General features: G+C 37.9%; 20 protein-coding genes, 3 pseudogenes and 1 riboswitch. Of the genes and pseudogenes, 14 read left to right on the forward strand and 9 right to left on the reverse strand.

From position 1 onward, the window contains the following. Nucleotides 1-86: 86 nt before the first annotated feature. The 4 genes from N1I86_RS00210 to N1I86_RS00225 all read left to right on the forward strand — a co-directional run bounded on the left by N1I86_RS00210 (nt 87) and on the right by N1I86_RS00225 (nt 3245). Nucleotides 87-491, forward strand: coding sequence for a MerR family transcriptional regulator (locus tag N1I86_RS00210; RefSeq protein WP_003352389.1), 405 nt, complete (start codon nt 87-89; stop codon nt 489-491). A gap of 77 nt (nt 492-568) precedes the next feature. Next, nucleotides 569-1903: a type I glutamate--ammonia ligase gene (glnA, locus tag N1I86_RS00215; RefSeq protein ID WP_003352388.1), complete on the forward strand. Its 1335-nt coding sequence runs from the start codon at nt 569-571 to the stop codon at nt 1901-1903. A gap of 1069 nt (nt 1904-2972) precedes the next feature. Beyond that, nucleotides 2973-3110, forward strand: coding sequence for a YjcZ family sporulation protein (locus N1I86_RS00220; RefSeq protein ID WP_003352385.1), 138 nt, complete (start codon nt 2973-2975; stop codon nt 3108-3110). A gap of 51 nt (nt 3111-3161) precedes the next feature. Then, the gene (locus tag N1I86_RS00225; RefSeq protein WP_040340806.1) at nt 3162-3245 is read left to right on the forward strand and encodes a YjcZ family sporulation protein; all 84 of its coding nucleotides are present in this window, start codon (nt 3162-3164) and stop codon (nt 3243-3245) included. A gap of 375 nt (nt 3246-3620) precedes the next feature. Here N1I86_RS00225 and N1I86_RS00230 read toward each other — a convergent pair whose 3' ends face one another. From N1I86_RS00230 to N1I86_RS00240, 3 genes are all read right to left on the reverse strand, one after another. Continuing rightward, the gene (locus N1I86_RS00230; RefSeq protein ID WP_341094324.1) at nt 3621-4085 is read right to left on the reverse strand and encodes an ATP-binding protein; all 465 of its coding nucleotides are present in this window, start codon (nt 4083-4085) and stop codon (nt 3621-3623) included. Then, entirely contained in the window at nt 4082-5038 is a 957-nt protein-coding gene (locus N1I86_RS00235; RefSeq protein WP_327825093.1) for a Mu transposase domain-containing protein, read from the reverse strand. Before N1I86_RS00235 ends, N1I86_RS00230 begins: the two co-directional genes overlap by 4 nt. A gap of 399 nt (nt 5039-5437) precedes the next feature. After that, complete coding sequence (locus N1I86_RS00240) at nt 5438-5617, reverse strand: hypothetical protein (RefSeq protein WP_270584428.1); 180 nt, start codon at nt 5615-5617, stop codon at nt 5438-5440. Between the two features lie 253 nt (nt 5618-5870). Here N1I86_RS00240 and N1I86_RS00245 point away from each other — a divergent pair, with 253 nt between their 5' ends. Beyond that, nucleotides 5871-6161: a hypothetical protein gene (locus N1I86_RS00245; protein WP_341094325.1), complete on the forward strand. Its 291-nt coding sequence runs from the start codon at nt 5871-5873 to the stop codon at nt 6159-6161. Between the two features lie 459 nt (nt 6162-6620). Further along, the gene (locus N1I86_RS00250) at nt 6621-7382 is read left to right on the forward strand and encodes a MerR family transcriptional regulator (protein ID WP_341094327.1); all 762 of its coding nucleotides are present in this window, start codon (nt 6621-6623) and stop codon (nt 7380-7382) included. Nucleotides 7383-7651: 269 nt separating this feature from the next. Here the strand turns inward: N1I86_RS00250 and N1I86_RS00255 are convergent, their stop codons facing one another. Continuing rightward, complete coding sequence (locus N1I86_RS00255) at nt 7652-8530, reverse strand: IS982-like element ISGsp1 family transposase (protein ID WP_004439648.1); 879 nt, start codon at nt 8528-8530, stop codon at nt 7652-7654. A 172-nt stretch (nt 8531-8702) separates the two neighbouring features. On the opposite strand from N1I86_RS00255, the gene N1I86_RS00260 reads away from it, so the two are divergent. From N1I86_RS00260 to N1I86_RS16635, 4 genes and pseudogenes are all read left to right on the forward strand, one after another. Continuing rightward, nucleotides 8703-8954: a hypothetical protein gene (locus N1I86_RS00260; protein WP_270584371.1), complete on the forward strand. Its 252-nt coding sequence runs from the start codon at nt 8703-8705 to the stop codon at nt 8952-8954. A 489-nt stretch (nt 8955-9443) separates the two neighbouring features. Beyond that, entirely contained in the window at nt 9444-9647 is a 204-nt protein-coding gene (locus N1I86_RS00265) for a helix-turn-helix transcriptional regulator (protein ID WP_048623394.1), read from the forward strand. Continuing rightward, nucleotides 9644-9859 carry a hypothetical protein gene (locus N1I86_RS00270; RefSeq protein ID WP_003352380.1) on the forward strand — a complete coding sequence of 72 codons (216 nt, stop codon included), beginning with the start codon at nt 9644-9646 and terminating at the stop codon, nt 9857-9859. The genes N1I86_RS00265 and N1I86_RS00270 overlap by 4 nt, the downstream gene beginning before the upstream one ends. A 332-nt stretch (nt 9860-10191) precedes the next feature. Continuing rightward, nucleotides 10192-10422 (forward strand): annotated as a pseudogene (locus N1I86_RS16635) (GNAT family N-acetyltransferase); the annotation flags it as partial. A 1052-nt stretch (nt 10423-11474) separates the two neighbouring features. Here the strand turns inward: N1I86_RS16635 and crcB (N1I86_RS00275) are convergent. The 5 genes from crcB (N1I86_RS00275) to N1I86_RS00295 all read right to left on the reverse strand — a co-directional run bounded on the left by crcB (N1I86_RS00275) (nt 11475) and on the right by N1I86_RS00295 (nt 14714). Next, entirely contained in the window at nt 11475-11840 is a 366-nt protein-coding gene (gene crcB / locus N1I86_RS00275; RefSeq protein WP_327804851.1) for a fluoride efflux transporter CrcB, read from the reverse strand. Further along, nucleotides 11840-12232 carry a fluoride efflux transporter CrcB gene (crcB, locus tag N1I86_RS00280; protein WP_341094330.1) on the reverse strand — a complete coding sequence of 131 codons (393 nt, stop codon included), beginning with the start codon at nt 12230-12232 and terminating at the stop codon, nt 11840-11842. Before crcB (N1I86_RS00280) ends, crcB (N1I86_RS00275) begins: the two co-directional genes overlap by 1 nt. A gap of 62 nt (nt 12233-12294) precedes the next feature. Further along, nucleotides 12295-12357: riboswitch (Fluoride riboswitch) on the reverse strand. A 164-nt stretch (nt 12358-12521) separates the two neighbouring features. Further along, on the reverse strand, nt 12522-12743 hold the full coding sequence (locus N1I86_RS00285) for a hypothetical protein (RefSeq protein WP_270584369.1): 222 nt from the start codon (nt 12741-12743) through the stop codon (nt 12522-12524). A 735-nt stretch (nt 12744-13478) separates the two neighbouring features. Continuing rightward, on the reverse strand, nt 13479-13694 hold the full coding sequence (locus tag N1I86_RS00290) for a DUF3006 domain-containing protein (protein WP_003352370.1): 216 nt from the start codon (nt 13692-13694) through the stop codon (nt 13479-13481). Between the two features lie 153 nt (nt 13695-13847). Further along, nucleotides 13848-14714, reverse strand: coding sequence for a ComEC/Rec2 family competence protein (locus tag N1I86_RS00295; RefSeq protein ID WP_341094334.1), 867 nt, complete (start codon nt 14712-14714; stop codon nt 13848-13850). Between the two features lie 139 nt (nt 14715-14853). Here N1I86_RS00295 and N1I86_RS00300 point away from each other — a divergent pair, with 139 nt between their 5' ends. From N1I86_RS00300 to N1I86_RS00315, 4 genes and pseudogenes are all read left to right on the forward strand, one after another. Then, nucleotides 14854-15357, forward strand: a complete 504-nt coding sequence (locus N1I86_RS00300) for a DUF5946 family protein (protein WP_341094336.1) — start codon at nt 14854-14856, stop codon at nt 15355-15357. A gap of 152 nt (nt 15358-15509) precedes the next feature. Then, nucleotides 15510-15698, forward strand: coding sequence for a hypothetical protein (locus N1I86_RS00305; RefSeq protein ID WP_040340804.1), 189 nt, complete (start codon nt 15510-15512; stop codon nt 15696-15698). 177 nt (nt 15699-15875) lie between these two features. Further along, nucleotides 15876-17422: pseudogene (locus N1I86_RS00310) on the forward strand (IS5 family transposase). A gap of 48 nt (nt 17423-17470) precedes the next feature. Beyond that, a pseudogene (locus tag N1I86_RS00315) lies at nt 17471-18576 on the forward strand (Ada metal-binding domain-containing protein). Nucleotides 18577-18631 lie beyond the last annotated feature (55 nt).

Here is an 18631-nt window from a genome sequence, read left to right on the forward strand (position 1 = left end):
ATGTAAGAATAAATAACATCTATTGAAAAATAAAATTACATAAATTATAATAAAATCAAGGAAACGAAAAGAAAGGGGGAATATCGATGGGGGGTAGTGAAATTCGCCGTTCGATGCCGTTGTTTCCAATTGGAATTGTGATGAAGCTGACCGATTTAACAGCTCGTCAAATTCGATATTACGAAGAACACCAATTGATTTCTCCCGCAAGAACTGAAGGAAATCATCGCCTTTTTTCTTTGAATGACATCGACAAGCTGCTGGAGATCAAAGATTTACTTGATCAAGGCGTGAATATGGCAGGCATCAAAAAGATATTTGCCGTGAAACAAGAACAAACAGATCAATCATTCGCAAAAACGGACGTTCACGCGAAGAAAGAACTTTCCGATTCAGAATTGCGAGAACTTTTGCGTAATGAAATTTTGCATGCCGGCCGCTTTAATCGTTCGTCGATCCGCCAAGGAGATATTTCCCGGTTTTTTCATTAAGAAAGGCGATCACTGAATTCGTTATTAAAGCTAATGCTTTAAATAAATTGAATTTTTAGAGAGAGGAAGTTGGACGAATGGGGAAATACACAAAAGAAGACATTCTGAGAATGGCAAAAGAAGAAAACGTAAAATTTATTCGGCTGCAATTCACGGATATTTTGGGAACCATTAAAAATGTGGAAATTCCGATCAGCCAGCTGCCAAAAGCGTTGGACAATAAAATGATGTTTGATGGTTCCTCTATAGAAGGATTTGTTCGGATCGAGGAATCTGATATGTACCTCTATCCGGATCTTGATACATGGGTTATTTTTCCTTGGACAGCAGAAAAAGGAAAAGTTGCCCGCTTAATCTGCGACATTTATAACCCGGATGGAACTCCTTTTGCAGGTGATCCACGTGCGAACTTAAAACGGGTATTGCAAGAAATGCGTGAACTCGGCTTTACAAGCTTCAACCTTGGACCGGAACCGGAATTCTTCCTGTTTAAACTGGACGAAAAACGTGAACCAACTTTAGAATTAAACGATAACGGCGGTTACTTCGATTTAGCTCCTACAGATCTTGGTGAAAACTGTCGTCGTGATATCGTGTTGGAACTGGAAGAAATGGGATTCGAAATTGAGGCGTCTCACCATGAAGTGGCACCGGGACAACACGAAATTGATTTCAAATATGCGGATGCCGTTACGGCTTGCGACAACATTCAAACCTTTAAACTTGTGGTTAAAACTATCGCAAGAAAACATGGCCTTCATGCGACATTCATGCCGAAACCATTATTCGGTGTCAATGGATCCGGAATGCACTCCAACTTATCTTTGTTTAAAGGCGACGAAAATGCTTTCTATGATCCAAACGGCCGTTTAGAATTGAGCGAAACAGCTTATCAATTTATTGCCGGAGTTATCAAACATGCTACGAATTTCACGGCGATTACGAACCCAACTGTCAACTCTTATAAACGTCTTGTACCGGGTTACGAAGCACCATGCTATGTCGCTTGGTCTGCTAAAAACCGCAGTCCGTTGATCCGGATTCCTGCTTCTCGTGGATTAAGTACACGTATTGAAGTTCGCAGCGTGGATCCGTCTGCCAACCCATATTTGGCAATGGCCGCATTATTAAGTGCCGGATTGGACGGAATCAAAAATAAATTGACTCCGCCTGCTCCTGTAGACCGCAACATCTATATCATGAACAAACAAGAACGCTTGGAAGCTGGCATTATTGATCTCCCAGCTACACTGTTGGAAGCACTTCAAAACTTGAAAAACGATGAAGTGATCAAAGAAGCATTGGGTGACCATATCCTTGAACACTTCTTAGAAGCAAAAGAAATCGAATGGGATATGTTTAGAACACAAGTTCATCCGTGGGAACGCGAACAATATATGCAAATGTATTAATCACTTTAACCCTTGGCGCTTTGGCGTCAGGGGTATTTTTCATTATCGGGCATTTGATATTTTTTATCCAACTTTTTATAACTGTCCAAAAAATTGCCCGGTTTTATTTTTAAAAAATTATTCGAGTACATTCTTCATATACTCCTCATATTTATTCATTCTATCCTGTTCAATTTTTTTGCTGATATGTGACTAAACATCTGCAGTGATGATAAGTCATTGGCAGGGTGGGAAACTTTGACATGGTCTTTGGAACAGACGTGTTTAAGATTTAGAATAGATCGTTTTTTCACTTTTGATGATCTAAGTAAAATGCCCTACTATAAAAAGTAAGGCAATTTGTTGATTAATAGCAGCATCTAGTAGGGTAACCAGGGTCAACAACCACATTTCTTGTAACAGGTCTATAAATGTGTCTAGGGACATTGACAATATTGTATCTATTAACATTTACGACTGGATGAATATAGGGCACTTGACGAGGAACATAATGATTTCGGACATTATATCTTGGTGGGCACTCAATAGGTCTACTAGGACGATGATACATCTACGAAACACCTCCTAATGTTTGTAATTTATTACATGCAAAAGTAAGTCCTTTTGAGACGACAGTTATCATGAGAAAAAAGATACAATTAATTTATTTGAAAGATGTGTTATTTTATCTTTTAAAAGGATAATGCGGTAAAATTTGGTATATATGATGATTATAGGAAGGCTGTTTTGAGGGATTCTTGGTAAATATGAAAAAATCCACTAGACAAGTTCGTTATTTTTTTCAATTTATATGTTTTGTCTACTCAGACTTTTTATTAGAAGCATAACTTATAAGAAGCCGTCAAAACTCCATATACAGCACCTCCGGAAAAGCGTATGTTGATAACATACGCTTTTACTTGTTTATATGGTATTTGAGGGGTTTTTTGGTAAATATAAAAAATCTACTAGACAAGTTCGTTATTTTTCTTTCAATTAATATGTTTGTCTACTTAGACTTTTTATTAGAAACATATCTTATATTAAAGATTGTATAACAATCTTAATCATCTTTATGGAGGTGAATACAATGGGTTGGTCATACGGTTGTGGATACGGCGGTTATGGATATGACGGTGGTTATTCAGGAGGACTTAGTTCTACTTTTGTATTGATTGTCGTGTTGTTTATCCTACTAATTATTGTTGGTACATCCTTTGTTGGATAAGATAAGTCAAAAGGTAAAAACTAGTATAAAAGTGGAATGAGGTGAAAGCTGATGGGAACTGCTTTTGCTTTGATCGTTGTGTTATTCATCTTGCTAATCATTGTAGGAACTTCATTTACAACCGGTGGTTATTAATTCCTAGCATGGGAACATAAAAAGCCAAAGGACAGATTAAAAGGACAGATTATCATCTGTCCTTTCAGACTGTTGACAAACCTCATTTCAAATCTTTGATTTGGAGGAGGGTGTCTTTTTTATTACTTCTGTTGTATTTTTTAGTATTCTTATTATTCTGGACATGGTTTTTTCCATATCCAGTTTGCCGTTTCTTAAGATTCATGACAGCAAAAATAAGCATCGCCTGCGAATAAAATCCAAAACTGCACAAGCTTCTGGATCATATTGATTGTCTTTTATAACTCAATGTCTAGTGTTCTTTAATCGCCAGGACTAGTCTTGCCACTATATTTATGGGAATAATGAGTACGTCTGGGCGACCCCAACGATTGACTAAACGTTGGAGAGTCCTTTTTTGTTTGCCTTTCGGCATTCTGCCACTAAATCGTCTGCGGTTAAAAATAAAGCGGTGTATCCTTGAGTAATGGCTTCGATCGCAAAGGAAATGGCTAAATGTGTTTTCCCAACACCCGGTGGGCCTAGTAAAATTCGATTTTCCCCGTTGGCAATAAACCGACAGGTAAGCGTTTCTTTTACTCTCTTTTCACTGATACTCGGTTGAAAGGAAAAATCAAAATCATGAATCGTTTTGATATAAGGTAGTTTTGCTCGTTTCATTCGCTTTTCTAGTTGCTGAGACTCTTGATATTCCATCTCCTCTTGTAAAACAATAGTGTTTAGGAATTCAGAATATGATACATTATCTCTAGAAGCGTCTTCTAATAAATGATCCAGTTGGTGGGCTGTGTAGTGCCAACCAAGCTTTTGTAATCGTTCAATTAACATATCCTTCATCATACAGTTTCACCTTCTTCCAATGCTGCGTAAGCAGCGAGAGGACGTTGTTCTACTTTTGGAGATGGGGCAGAAGATGAAAGGTCGTTGGTCGCCAAACCTTGAACGCCTTTTATTTTCTGTCCTTTTTCGTTTGAATGAATCCCTTCATAATGTTCCATTCGGATCTGTGTGGATGCCTGCCCAATCCATATCGGATGTCTCGCGATACATTCCTGTTCATCATAAATCTCAATATGATGGTTAAGCGTTTCTTTTATTTTGACCGTTTGTCCTGCATAGCGATAGGGAACAGAATATTTTTTTCCTCTGTATGAAACAAAACAATCTCGACTGACCTCTCGTGTTTCCCAACGATTCGTAGGAAATAACGGTTTGACTCCCCATGATTGAAGGAACTTCTGTTCCTTCTCAAAACGTTGAATCGGTGGTTCCTTCGTTGTTTGATTCGGTTTTCGATTGGCCACTTGATCTAACCAAGTTCGAATGTCTTCGTTTAAGGCTTGAAGAGTAGATTCATGCTTTCGTTGAAAAAAATTCTCTTTTAAATACTTGACTACTCTTTCTACTTTTCCCTTTGTTTGGGGACGTTTCGGTCGACATGCTTTTGGAATAATACCGTAGTAGGCTAGAAAATCCTCAAACTTTCGGTTAAATCGTATTTCAACTGGAGTATGTTTGAGAACAACGGTTTTCATATTGTCATAGAGAATTTGTTCAGGAATACCGGTGTATCCCATCGCTTGTATTTCCTCTAAGAGAACGACACAATTTGTGGTCCCTTCTTGTATTCGTTGAAGAAGATAGTTTTTATAAGGATCGAGTTTACTTTCTTTCTTTTTCTTATTGACTTTGCGCTCTGGGAGCTTGTCCTCATTGAGATACTTATGAATGGTTTTCTGATTAAACCCTGTTTCTTTAGCAATCGCTGTTTGTGTCCAGCCTTTCTGATACAACTCTCACTCCCCAATCTTCAGCATCGTTTCTCCACTCCATCTAAGACGTTGTTTCGAAACGATTAACTGTTATTATTGGGGAATTTTTAACCGTTATTATTGGGGCTTTTATCACCGTTGATTACAAGTATTGAAGAATAAATATGGTTGATGAGAAAAAATGAAAATATTCCCACATGAATTACCCGTTCTAACTTTATGAAAGGGTGCATCTTTCCTGTATTAGGAGAGAGGTTAAATAAATCGGACAAAAATTAAGTTTACATTAGATTCAGTATATAGATTTTCTATGCTTCGATAAATTGTTCAGGAGCTTCGCATATAGGAATAGCAATACGGACATCATTCTTTGAAATTAAAAAAAGAACTGTTCCAAAAAAGGAACAGAACTGTTAAAAGTTATTTCACAACTTTTAAAGGAACAAGAACTTTGTTGTAAAATAATCTTTCTAATTTGGCTGCCCAACCGTTGCCATTTTCTCCATTGGCTACTTGAGCAGCGTGGTTTTTATGAAATTCAGCGACACTTTTATTGTGTTCTTTATGCCATTGGTGCAAAGAGTTATGCTTGATGTTCATCTACCCCTTCCATTAGTATCTTAATTATATTGTTTAAGATTGATGAATTAAACACTTTAAATCTAAAAATTAAACGGGTGTTACGGTTACGTGAAAAATGAAATGCGGTTGCTAAAAGCGGAAGCAATCTGATGGAGAACTCATTGTACGTCAATAAAGACGTCAAATTACGACAATTAAAGCACCCTCAAATTTGTTAAAATAGAACGGAACAAGAATAATTTCGAATTGATTACTTTGGAAGGGGAGAAATATGGGAAATACGAGTAGAGTTTTAAAATGGGTTGCCGGAGGGCTTGAAGCGTTTTGGGGGATGCCAATAATCGGTGGCATGATTATTGTGAGTATGTTTTGGATACCATTGGTTATCATGTTAGCTTTACACATTGTATCGTTAATTATTGCATACAAAGCTGACAAAAAGATAGTTGGTCACATATTAGGGATCATCACGTCTGCTGTAGGTTGGATTCCGATAGTCGGTATGGTGATGCACATTATAACAGCGGTATTTTTGATGTTAGAAGCCGCAAAAGACGAATAATTATATATTGTATGAGTTAGGATACTCGTGTAGAAAAAGCGAAGCATTTTGTAAAAGAGTTAAATAGTCAAGGGTATAGAGAAGTACCGCTTTTAGTGGAAGCTACATTATGTGTTAAATAAAAAATGGCATCAAATGACTAATGAATTAACATCAAAATGACATAAAAGGCTGGGCAACTGTCCTGCCTTTTGATTTGCTCAACTATAACTATTTATTACTTTGAAAATTCTTTCAAAAGTTCCAATGGCGATGCAAACTTTGTTGTTTTGTCACTACGTCAATTAGCAACTATTACGATTTGAATTCCTGTGTTCTTGACTCTCTAATAAAGCATTTTCACCTTTATCTCTAATGGACACGGAAGGCTTCCATTGCTCTTTTTTTCATTACATAGTAGTATATCAAGCTAAAATGACTCATTGAAAATTCCCCTTTCTAATAATCTTAATGTTGAAAATGTTATACACGGTAAAAGAAATTTCAGAATTCGCGAAAGTAAGTGTAAAAACTCTGCATCACTATCACAAAATAGGGCTGCTATTACCGTGTAAGGTAAGTGAAGCGGGCTATCGCCTTTATGGAAAAAAAGAGCTAGAACGTTTACAACAAATCTTATTTTATCGTGAATTAGATTTCCCCCTCAAAGAAATTAAAAAAATATTAGATGGTGAACCGGATCGATTATCGATCTTGTCGGATCAAAAAAAGCTCCTTCTTTCTCGTATACAAAGAATGGAGCAATTGGTTGAGACAATTGATGAATCGATTCGTTGCACTATGAAAGGAGAAAGTATGGATAAAAAAGAGATGTTCAAAGGATTTAATAGTGAAGAAGAGTGGGCTGAAGCATTGACCGAGCAAAATCAATACTTAAAAGAGAAATATAACTATGATTTACTTGAAAACAATCCAATTGATGTTCAATCGATGAATGAATTCGCTTTGGAAGCAAAGCGTTTTATTGATGGTATGGCTGATGCACTGAAGAATGGATTAAAGTTTGATGACAAAAAAGTACAGCTTCTTATAAGCCAACATATTCATTTCTTAAATCATCATGGACATGTAACGAAAGCATCGGATTTTGCGGCACAAGCACGATTCTTTTTAAACGATGATTTCCACAGAAACATGCTTGAATCCCAACAGACTGGTCTTTCTTATTATCTTTGCATTGCAGCGGAAGAGTACGCATCTAATAAGTCGTTTAGTAAATAAACTTTCATTAACGCAGATTGGATAAGAATAAATGAAATTGCGAAAAGCCGATGAAATGGGAAAAATATCGAATTTTAGACCAAGGCGGCTCGTAGGGCAAATAAAGCTGGTTTTCATGCTCTAGATGCCTGTATAATATAAGGCTACATACGAAATGCTCTGTGTCCTAGTTTTTCAATTAAACTACGGGCGAGTAGTGGAAAATGAAATTCTGTTTGTATGATTTTAAAAACCGATAAATGGATTAAACCCGTGGTGCTAGTTGAGTGTCAGCGCTCAACCAGCCCTAGTGTGACCAAGGAATAAGCCAACAAGATGCCATCGAGTGCCACTTCAAAACCGGCCATGGAATTCGCTCGAATGTCGGTGATCCGGTATTGGTCTACGAGAATCGAAAACACCGTCTCGATGACTTTGCGTTTTTTCCTGATCCATTCTTCCCATGCCTTGGATGGGCCGTGCTTTTGATTGTGTCGAGACGGTGTCCAGAACGCGGCTTGGTGTTCTTCGTACAGCTTTTCTCGAAGAGCGTGGCTGATGTACCCTTTGTCCCCAAAGTTGTAGGGATGAGGGATTTGAGTCATCACCGTTTCAGCGGCTTTGACGTCGTGGCAGGACGCTTCCGTCACGACATAGCCCATGGCCAGCCCTTGATTGGTCACTTGAAGATGCAGCTTGAAACCGTAGTACCATTGCTTTTTGGAAGCACAATACCCCATATCCGCGATCCCTCGAAACCGCTTGACGCGCTGCATTCTTGCGGGATGGCACAACGGAAGAGGCAAGCTGTCGACGACCGCATAAGCATGGTGTTGGCCACGTTTCGCCAGCTCATGACGGATCCATTTGATGGCGAAACCAAGCGCCCGGCAGCGGCGGTTGTATCGGGAGCGTTCAAGAAACGAGCCGTTTGTGAACAAATTTCCCGTGACAAAACGATGCCAGGCTCGTTCGGAAGAAAAGCCCAGCAGCTTCCCCAAAAGGTGAACCGCCATGACCACTTCGTCTTCTTGCTTGACCAAGTGACGGTTGCGGCGATGAAGATACATTTGAATCAACGACAGTTGGGCAGAAACAAAACAGAAAATAGCGGCATATTGTTTTTGAAGTTTGGCTGGATCTGTAGTAAAATGAAAGTGCTCTTGCATGGGGGATCTCTCCTTTCGAATGTTGGGTGACACTTTCATTCTACTGGAGATCCGCCAGCAAGGGCTATTTTTATGCTTGTCTGAGTTTTATCTAGCACCACGGGTGGATTAAAGTTTTAATGTTGTTTTTAGTATAATTGTCTTTGGTTTACAAAATTAGAGGAGAAAACTTATGACTTGGTTTGAAATAGTTATTGTAAGTATTTTCATTGGATTGATTGACTGGTTTAAGAATAGAAAACTTACTACTTTTTTTAAGGACTTTATTTTCGCACTTATAACATTCACTCTTTTAAAACTAGTTTTGTCTTATATCAAATTACCAGATATACCTGAAAAGCTACAGCTAGTCTTCTTTGCAGGAACTATAGTATTATCAACTATAGTTTTGTTACTTGAGGCATTTAAACAGAATAAACAATAACTTGAGCTTGTTTACAGTAAAAAGCTTTCTTTAACTAAAGGGTGAGAAAACTCAACAACAATTATGCTTGTTCAGGAAAGTTTAAAAAATCATGAATATGGCGGTATTTCTCAGCTTTTTATGATTACAAAAAGCCCTTCTCATTCGAGAGGGGTTTCTTTATGGAATCCTTTGTATGATTGCGGAAAAAATAAATTTTATGATTCCAACGAGAAAATCAGAATATTTTACTCTTTTCAGCAAATTTTAGTCATTTATTAAAGCTCTTTATTTTAAGGATTTTTTGGGCGAAAATAGATAAGAGTAAAAGATCGAATTTAACAATGAAACTATAGGATGATTGTTCGTTGTAATCTACAGATGAAGGACTATGGGATCTTACATGACTATGTTGTCGGGTGAAATGTAAAAATAATTTGACAATTCATTCTCTTTTCGTATAATAAATGTAAAACATTTTTTACATTTTAAGAAGTTTAGGTGGGTGAATTGAAAAATAACATTAGAAATGTACGAAAAAGTATGAACCTTTCACAAGAAGAACTTGCAAATAAATGTGGTGTAACAAGACAAACCATAAATGCCATCGAAAATAATAAATATGACCCTTCATTATCATTAGCGTTTAAGTTATCCATACATCTAAATACACAACTTGAAAAATTATTTTTTTACGAGGAGGAGAATAAATGAAGTGGCGAAAAGCCGATGAAATGGAAAAATATCAGAGCGATCAGTCTGCGAAATATGGGTTTATTTTTTATACCGTTGCACTGTTGATTTGGTCATTATACAGTTTTTTTACCAATGGCGACTCTGGATGGCAAATGACTATTTTATTGATAGGTTGTGCTGTTTATTTTTGGTCAAGAGTAGTTTTTAATCGAAAAATGAATAAAGAATAAAAAAATAACTTTCTTCATGGAAAACGTTAGATAGCGTCTTCCAGTTCGGGATATCAAAAGAGCAGTTGTATGATCACGTGCAAGGCAATATAATGGACGGGCAGTTAAAGATGGAATTTTACAATGGGTAATTGCAATTGTTGGAGGATTAGACGATAATAAAAGCTGCAACAATAGACGATATACCTGCCATTACTTTACTGAAATTAAAAATGTTTAGAGAAGTTGGGATGGAACATATGCTCTTAGATGGTTTTTATTCAAGAAGTCGAAAAGACTTACAAAGAGTTTTATAAATCTGGTAAAGCCAAACATTTTATCATAAAAAACGATATAAGGTAATTGCTTGTGCTGGTGCCTTTATAAAAGAAGATATACCATATTGCTTTTTTAAAGAACGCAAGTATGGTTTTATTGGCGATGTATATGTAGAACCCGATTTTAGAAAGAAAGGGTATGCAAGGATATTGACCGATTCAGTGATAAAATGGTTAACGGAACAGGAGATAAAAACCATTCGATTACTAGCAAGTGATAACGCCAGAAAACTATATGAATCATAGGTTTTAAGGGAACTGATGAGATGGTTTTACACATATAAGTTATTATGGCCTTCAAATAACGAGGTTTCATTCTTCTAATTGTGCTAAAGGTTACATAATACATAGGTGTACTAAAGACTATGATCAAACACTTTGTCAGAATAAAAAATTATGGAGCATATATGAAACCATTGGTGCATCCAAAATTAGTACAGGGTCTATATTGTAACTTGAGGGGAGGACATTTAGAGAATGATTCAACAGGTACATACGGGTTCTGTTTTTTTCATTAAATTCCGTCTTTTTTTGTAAAACCAAATTTAGATCTTGCTGACAAAATTCTCTAAAAGTGGTTGAGGAGAAACGTATTCATGAAAATAGCGATGCCCAAAGCGACCATCACAACCATAAAATTATGGTAAAATCCTTTTTTCGATAGCGGCTAATTTCTAGTTGGATCACTTTATCTCTTTCGTCCTGTTTTTGGTAAGTCCATTCAACTTAAACTAAACCTTAGAAAAGTTGGAAGGATTTCGTTATCCTCTGTTTCTCATCTTAGTTGATTTATAAATATATTTAACCTTTTGCATTGTATTTAACCCTAATATTGTAATGATTACAGTGTAGACCGTTGTTAAAATAATTGCAGTATATCCTAAATAGGTAAGACTTCCAGATTTATTTGCTAGTCGCAAAACCCATCACATCCTTCACTCATTTTGGAATCTTTACGTTTAGTCTGTTTTTATTTTTAAAAATTATTCCAATTACTTTTATTCGCATTCATTCTAAACTAGGTTGTTTAGAAAAGATCCGGAACCGCGTGAATAAACAATGGCCGATGAAGATAATGAAAATCTTTTAACATGAAAAACCAGTGTCGAGCATCCTTTTACACTCGATTCGCTTTTGAGGTTTAACATCGAACATGACATCGGTTTTGCTAAATCCTTTGAGAAATTACGAGTTTAAAACAATAAAGCTTGGCATTTTACCAAGCTTTATCCGGTACCAAATTTTTCGTCAAACCCAATAGCGAAACATTCGTGATGTATTTTATTGATACTCCAACGCTAGGCAAGTGCAGCTGCCATTAATTCTCCGATCCAAGCGAAAAGAACCCCTAATAGCACTGACGTCGAAACATAAATGATTGCGTTCCTCGCATCTTTTTTCTGCAACATTTGGATCGTTTCATATCCGAACGTTGAAAAGGTTGTGTAGGCACCAATAAAACCAGTGCCAATTAAAAGCCATGACCATTCAGGTATGATTTTATTTGAGTGTAGAACTGCAAGAATGCCAAGCATGAATGAGCCCGTTAGGTTGATGAACCAAGTGCCAAATGGAAAGACAGAAGATGTTTTGCCGGTAATCCATTTCCCTAGAAGATACCGCGAAATGGCTCCAAATATTCCTCCGATACCTACCCAAAACATTATTCTGCTCCTCCTTTCGATTGCTGAATATTGAAGGTAGCCAATTTAGCCCCAATGATCGCGAATCCAATGCCGCCACCAACACTCAAAAGAAGGTAAATAAGAGCGATTAAAAATTGTTGATGTACTATGAGATTGAGCGTTTCAACAGAGAAAGTTGAAAATGTGGTGAATGCCCCCGTGAAACCAGTTCCTATGGCCAGCTTTAATTGCGGGTTTATCATCCATCGTTTCGCCGTTATGGTGAAAAACCAAGCAAGGAATAAGCATCCTGCAAGATTAATCAGCAAAGTACCGACCGGAAACCCATTGGTTGCAGGAATCCATTTTCCTACTGAATAACGGAGTATTGCACCAACGAATCCTCCTATTCCAATTGCCAATAAGTTCATCCTATCAGCCTCCTCAACTTTATTGTTGTCATAAAAAATAGACTCCTACCAGTAAATGTGCATAACTGGTAGGAGTCATTAGTCGCATGGACGGTTATATGGCGAACTCCATCGCCTATTCAGCTGAAAATTATTATATACTTAATGACTTTTTCATTCAATGTCTTATATAAAATTCTTATCATTTATCCAGATATACCATTGAGAAGGGCTCATACTGTTTTTTAAATGGACTTTCCCGCAAATAGCGACAATAGGCACCAAAAATAATCATAATAAAGTGAATTTGTTATTTCGTTTCCTTTAATATCACCCGTTGAAGCGGCACACCTATATTGATAGTCTTTTCAGTCAGTGTGTACTTTTTGTTATTTAAAATAATGGTGTAATGATCGATTTTTTCACAGCTGTTTCCTTTGCTAATTAGATGTTGGACGACAGCGTTGCTTAATTCCTCCTGATTAAAATATCTTTCATCCAATTCAATGACCATTTTGTTTTTTGAAAACATACTATTCAAATCCTTTCGGAAATAATGGAATTTTGCGAAAAATGATATCAGCATGAGTGACCTATCTCGATGTGAGCGGCTACTAGAACGTAATTGTCTACGTAGGGGGACAATTACGTTCAATGCTAGTGAACTTTATAGGAAAGAACCTAAAAGTACAATGATGGAATGACTCGTCGTATCACAATAATGGAACCAGTAAATAAGCGGTCCATTGATTGATAAACATATCTATAGTAAAAATTTAACATAGCCAAAAATAAAAATCAATCATGTTCTACCAGCAACTGCTAGATACAGAGTAGGACGTAAAGCATTTTTTGTTGTCCTTTTTTCTTGTGCATTTAATGAAGTAAGAAGTGTTTCACCAGAAAAAACATCTAAATAAAGAAGCTTTATTCGGTTAGAAGATGAAATGAAAGCAATCTTGTTGTTTAGGCGGGAATTTTTTGTTTTCAACCATTCTGTTGGGAGTTTTAAACGCCAACGATAATCTTCAAACCATCATGAAAGAGATCATCAACCGTTCGACCGGAAGCAAAATATTCTCTTTTCTTTAACCATTAGAGGATGTTCATTACTTTTATTTTGAACGATATCATAAAGTAACACCTAACTTTTCAGCGAGCTATGCGTTTAAAAGCCCGAGGTCGAATATACGCATGACGTTTACGACAGCGTCTTTTCAGCGAGCTATGCGTTTAAAAGCCCCTGCTGAGAGGGGCTTTTGGCCTTTTAATCCTTAAACAATCCTTTCATTAAATTTTCTATTTCTTTTCTTTGTCTTTCCGTTTCTTTTTTGTCCAGACGAAAACGGCCATTTTCTAATTTCATCACATCACCAACTTTACAATTCTTAGGAAGCTTGCTTTTTTCTATCGTTACCCTTTTTCCGTCTTTAGTTTCGCAAACTGCTAAACCGCCTTCAAAATAATCAATAATATACTCCACTTTTATGGTCACATCCTCTTTATTGGGTCTGGGAGTGCAAGACGTGCTTCTCTTCTCTAAATGACCGGTAAATTGTGATGTTGTACGACCATGCTTGTTCTGTTAATAAATATTCACACTAGCTATTAAATGATACGATGGGGGAGATGGGGCTTAGTGAGCAATGTTGCTATTACTTGTTATCGGTCTAACGTTAAAAGATAAATGGGTTCCATCCGTTTTGGCTATAATCGTACCTTGCTGATCCGTTCGAAAAATATTGATTTTGTGGATTTTTAAGCGATTTATTACTTCAGCGGTTGGATGCCCATACGTATTTTCTTTTCCAACGCTGATAACGGCATAGGTTGGCTTTACTCCATTCAAGAATGCTTCACTTGTAGATGTTTTCGCCCCATGATGTCCAATCTTGATCACGTCAGCTCTCAAATTTTGCTTAGAAGCGATCATATCAGATTCCGCAGTTGTTTCGACGTCCCCCGTAAACAGGAAAGATCTTTTTCCATATGTTAGTTTAAGAACAGCGCTCCAGTCGTTTGTATCGTCTGTGCTGTAGGATTTAACCGGGCCTACGAATATGGCGGAAACATCATTTAAACCAAGAGCAGTCCCTTTTTGGGCGGTTTGAATGGTTAATCCTTCATTTTTTACGGCGTTCAAAAAATCTAAATACGATTGAGTCGTATGAGAAACTCTTGGAGCGTATACTTGTTCTACTTTAAAGGATTTTAAGACAGTGTCCAATCCCCCAATGTGATCAACGTCCGGATGAGTCGCGATCATAATCTCGATATCGTCGACATGTTGTTGTTGGAGATATGCTACGACATCATCGCCTTTGTCATTATTGCCGCCGTCAATTAAAACATCTGCCCCGGCAGGAGTTTTAATATAAATACTGTCACCCTGGCCGACGTCTATATAGTGGACATACAGAGGCGATGTTACTGCTTTTCCGGAAGCCGGGAAAACAATGGAGGACAAAAAAATTAAAGACAATAAAAATGTACGGATTTTCACACATATCCTCCTTTTTCTATGGTGATTTAACTTTATTATGGGATAAAAGGCAGAGAAATTTGCAAAAAAGAATGGCCTTTATGATGAATATAAAAAATGAAGGTTTTGAGGATGTCAGGTCTGAAAAGGTGAAAGAGAGATGAAAAGGAGAGAAAAGATGATGGAATGCACCGGCTGCGGGTTAAGGCTGCCTGATCAGCAAATAGAAAGGCCTCATCGCTACAATGCCACCGGAGAATGTTACCAAAAATACAACGAACTGATCTTGTATACGATGAGTCAACAAGACCTCTATTTTGTGCATCAGCACGCTATTGATACATACAGCGCACAGTATGCGGGAGCTGGTATGAAAAATATCACCGTTGCCTTTTCATTAATTGGCTTATATTATGCGATTGAACTCGGATTTACCGGAAAACAAGTCCAGGGTGTGCATATGCTGCTTAGTCAATGTCCATATAACTGGCCGTCATTGCCACTCCCAGACCATTCATATTCAATAACGGTTCAAGACGTTTTAAAAGAGAAACCAGGGAAAAATCGAGACGCTACGCTTAGAGAATGGATGTATGATGTGTGGCATTGCTGGGAACATCAACACGACTGGGTAAAGAATATATCAAAAACTTTGTTAAGATAATGGATGATAAAAATATCTTTTCTTAATCTTTAACTTTTATAAAGGGGATTAAGAAAGTACTGGAGGAGTAGAAACTATTTGATAAACAGTTGCTGGAACCGATCTCAAAGCAAAAACCAATATATGATTAAGCGACTTGAAGAAAGAAATAAATGGGTGGTGGAATCATTCAAACAAAACTTGGAACAAAGAAGAATGATGATGGAACAAACAGTTCCAAATTAAGAGACGCAAAAAGGATTTTTTGTACGTTTTTTGAAAAAGCAAATAAGTGGTTTGAATACAAAAATCTTGCATTACTTATTTATGGTCATACGATGATGCCTGATATAAGAAAATGACCCTATCACTACAATCAGTATGACTGTCACATTAGCAGCTATGTTTATAATATTTAGCGCTTGCTGAATAAGCAAAAATTCCAGATTTGACAAGGATTTTGGCTACTTTTGTCGAATATAAAGTGTAAGGATTTCAAAGGAAACACGTAAAAAACCTTGCACTTGGAGGCTGTTACGATGTACAAAAAGACCGAACATCAATTAACTTTTGTAGATGATTTTTTTCTACCATTCGGTGGGAAATTAAATAAAGAAAATCGCTGGGTCCGTCTTGCTGAAATGATTCCTTGGTGGATGGCCGAAGAAAAGTATGCCAAGTCCTTCAAGAAGAAATTCAAAGGCGAAAAGGCTTATTCTGTCAGAATCGCTCTTGGGGCTCTTTATATCAAAGAACGGCTTGGGCTGTCTGACCGGGAAACAGTCGAACAGATCACAGAAAACCCGTATCTTCAGTATTTTATCGGCTTGCCTGAATTCCAGGAAAAAGCCCCATTCGACCATTCTCTGATGACTCGTTTTAGAAAACGTTTGGGGGCAAATATCATCAACGAACTGAATGAATGGATCGTTCTGGAAGAACAAAAACGCCAATTGGAAGAAGCATCTAAGGAAAACGACAACAATGATGATCAGGATCACGACGATGACGATCATGTTGATGAAGATCGTAATGATTATGATCATGATCGTGGCGATCTTCAGCCTCCCGGTTCCGATTCAGAAAAGCATTCAACTGAATCGGCTTCTCCCAAAACGAAGAACAGAGGAAAGCTCATTTTGGACGCAACCTGTGCACCGGCTGATATTGCTTATCCTACAGACCTCGGGTTGTTGAACGAAGCCCGTGAGAAATTGGAACATATCATTGATGTCCTGCATGAACCACACAAAGGGAAATTACGTAAGCCACGGACCTACAGAAAAAGAGCCCGCAAGGACTATCTTTCTGTCGCTAAGCAACGTAAAGCTGGCGCCCGGAAAATCCGGAAAGTTGTAGGCAAACAGCTCGGATATGTGAAACGGGATCTGGAGATCATTAAAAATCTTGTTTCCTAAAGCTCTCTGTCTCTTTTAAGCAAAGATGAATACAGGCAACTTCTCGTGATTCATGAACTTTACCGCCAACAGGCAGAAATGTACAAAAAGAAAACACACCGGGTTGACCACCGGATTGTAAGCATTTCCCAGCCACATGTCCGTCCAATTGTGCGCGGCAAGGCAAAAGCGAACGTGGAGTTCGGTTCAAAAGTCGCCATCAGTGTCGTAGATGGTTATGCCTTGATTGAGCACCTCGACTGGGAAAATTACAATGAAGGGACCACTCTCAAGGAATCTGTTGAAAACTACTACAACCGGTTCGGATTTTATCCGGAAGCGATCTTGGCAGATAAAATTTACCGAAACCGTAATAATCTGGCATACTGCAAATCTCTTGGCATTCGTCTGAGTGGGCCAAGGTTAGGACGCCCATCCAGAACGGAAGACAAAACCTTGGAACGCGTCGCAAGGCAGGATGCCTCTGAACGTAATGCCGTTGAAGGCAAATTTGGCGAAGGCAAGCGCAAGTATGGGCTGGGCTTTATTCGAGCACGCCTTCAGGAGACCAGCGAAACAGTAGTAGCCCTTCAATTCTTCATACTGAATCTGGAGCGCAAGCTCAGGGTTCTTTTTTTTTACACAACACTATTTTATATTTTGATAATCGGAATTTGGCTTGTATCTGACCAAATTTGATTCGTTCAGCAAGCCCTATATAGGAGTGGGGGATTTATATGAAAAACAGTTTGTTTAATCCTGAGTGGGATGCCGCTTATTTTGTGGGCGACAAAACAACGAAGATTTATTGTTTCCCCTGGTGCGAAGAGAATAAAAAGACAGAAAACATCATTCGATTTGCGTCTAGAATAGAAGCAGAGCAAGCCGGTTATCGTCCTAGTAAAACATGTTGTTCTCATCTTCCGCATGGTTCCTGGGAAGATCACAAGGATGAAATCAGGTTGATGGTGCCGAAAGAATTCAGCTTTGCCGAAAACATGAAATATTTGTCTATCGCTCCAAACGAAAGTATGTATCGTATCAAAGACAATAGAATTTACAAAGCGGTTCCGATCGAGCAGGAAACAGTATTAATGGAAATTAGTACGGACCATGATGATTCTCTTATCATACGTTTTGTTGGTCACACCATTCCTTCTCATAAATGGGTCCGGGCAGCGGTAGCACGATTCGTAAGAGAATGGTTTGATTTGGAGATCGATTTGCGCCCATTTTACAGTTTAGCGGAAAATGATCCGTTACTGCAAAAAGTCACCAGCCAATTTTATGGACTTCGTCTCATCGGAATTCCCGATTTATTTGAGGCTATCTGTTGGGGGGTTATCGGACAGCAAATCAATCTAAGTTTTGCGCGTACTTTAAAAAGGCGTTTCGTGGAAACCTTTGATCGGCACGTAAACTGGAATGGAGAACCATATTGGATCTTTCCATCTCCGCAAGTCGTCGCGGAATTGACGATCAACGATTTAACCGAATTACAAATGTCTACCAGAAAAGGTGAATATCTCATTGGAGTCGCTCGACTCATGGCGGAAGGAAAATTAACAAAAGAGCGATTGATAGGCGCGGGAGACTATAAGGAAGCGGAAAAGGCCTTAGTCAAAATTCGGGGAATAGGACCGTGGACGGCAAACTATACTTTAATGTTTTGTCTGAGGATGCCTACTGCTTTACCCATTGATGATGTCGGTCTGCACAATGCTATGAAACATCTTCTTGGTTTCGAGAATAAACTTCTAAAGCAGAAATCTTAAAGTTATTTTCAAGATGGAAAAATTGGGAAGCTTATGCCACTTTTTATTTATGGAGATTGCTTTATTAAGTTTTGATGAATATCCATGTTGAACAGTTCGGATTAATCAGACTGATTCCGTTAG

The organism is Bacillus sp. FSL W8-0116 (assembly GCF_038003825.1).
Classification (GTDB): domain Bacteria; phylum Bacillota; class Bacilli; order Bacillales; family DSM-4216; genus Bacillus_O; species Bacillus_O smithii.

What these genes read in the sequence shown, in the direction of transcription:
- N1I86_RS00210 (WP_003352389.1), top strand. Translation starts at nt 87, where the DNA reads ATGGGGGGTAGTGAAATTCGCCGTTCGATGCCGTTGTTTCCAATTGGA.
- glnA (WP_003352388.1), top strand. Translation starts at nt 569, where the DNA reads ATGGGGAAATACACAAAAGAAGACATTCTGAGAATGGCAAAAGAAGAA.
- N1I86_RS00220 (WP_003352385.1), top strand. Translation starts at nt 2,973, where the DNA reads ATGGGTTGGTCATACGGTTGTGGATACGGCGGTTATGGATATGACGGT.
- N1I86_RS00225 (WP_040340806.1), top strand. Translation starts at nt 3,162, where the DNA reads ATGGGAACTGCTTTTGCTTTGATCGTTGTGTTATTCATCTTGCTAATC.
- N1I86_RS00230 (WP_341094324.1), bottom strand. Translation starts at nt 4,085, where the DNA reads ATGATGAAGGATATGTTAATTGAACGATTACAAAAGCTTGGTTGGCAC.
- N1I86_RS00240 (WP_270584428.1), bottom strand. Translation starts at nt 5,617, where the DNA reads ATGAACATCAAGCATAACTCTTTGCACCAATGGCATAAAGAACACAAT.
- N1I86_RS00245 (WP_341094325.1), top strand. Translation starts at nt 5,871, where the DNA reads ATGGGAAATACGAGTAGAGTTTTAAAATGGGTTGCCGGAGGGCTTGAA.
- N1I86_RS00250 (WP_341094327.1), top strand. Translation starts at nt 6,621, where the DNA reads ATGTTATACACGGTAAAAGAAATTTCAGAATTCGCGAAAGTAAGTGTA.
- N1I86_RS00255 (WP_004439648.1), bottom strand. Translation starts at nt 8,530, where the DNA reads ATGCAAGAGCACTTTCATTTTACTACAGATCCAGCCAAACTTCAAAAA.
- N1I86_RS00260 (WP_270584371.1), top strand. Translation starts at nt 8,703, where the DNA reads ATGACTTGGTTTGAAATAGTTATTGTAAGTATTTTCATTGGATTGATT.
- N1I86_RS00270 (WP_003352380.1), top strand. Translation starts at nt 9,644, where the DNA reads ATGAAGTGGCGAAAAGCCGATGAAATGGAAAAATATCAGAGCGATCAG.
- crcB (WP_327804851.1), bottom strand. Translation starts at nt 11,840, where the DNA reads ATGTTTTGGGTAGGTATCGGAGGAATATTTGGAGCCATTTCGCGGTAT.
- crcB (WP_341094330.1), bottom strand. Translation starts at nt 12,232, where the DNA reads ATGAACTTATTGGCAATTGGAATAGGAGGATTCGTTGGTGCAATACTC.
- N1I86_RS00285 (WP_270584369.1), bottom strand. Translation starts at nt 12,743, where the DNA reads ATGTTTTCAAAAAACAAAATGGTCATTGAATTGGATGAAAGATATTTT.
- N1I86_RS00300 (WP_341094336.1), top strand. Translation starts at nt 14,854, where the DNA reads ATGAAAAGGAGAGAAAAGATGATGGAATGCACCGGCTGCGGGTTAAGG.
- N1I86_RS00305 (WP_040340804.1), top strand. Translation starts at nt 15,510, where the DNA reads ATGGGTGGTGGAATCATTCAAACAAAACTTGGAACAAAGAAGAATGAT.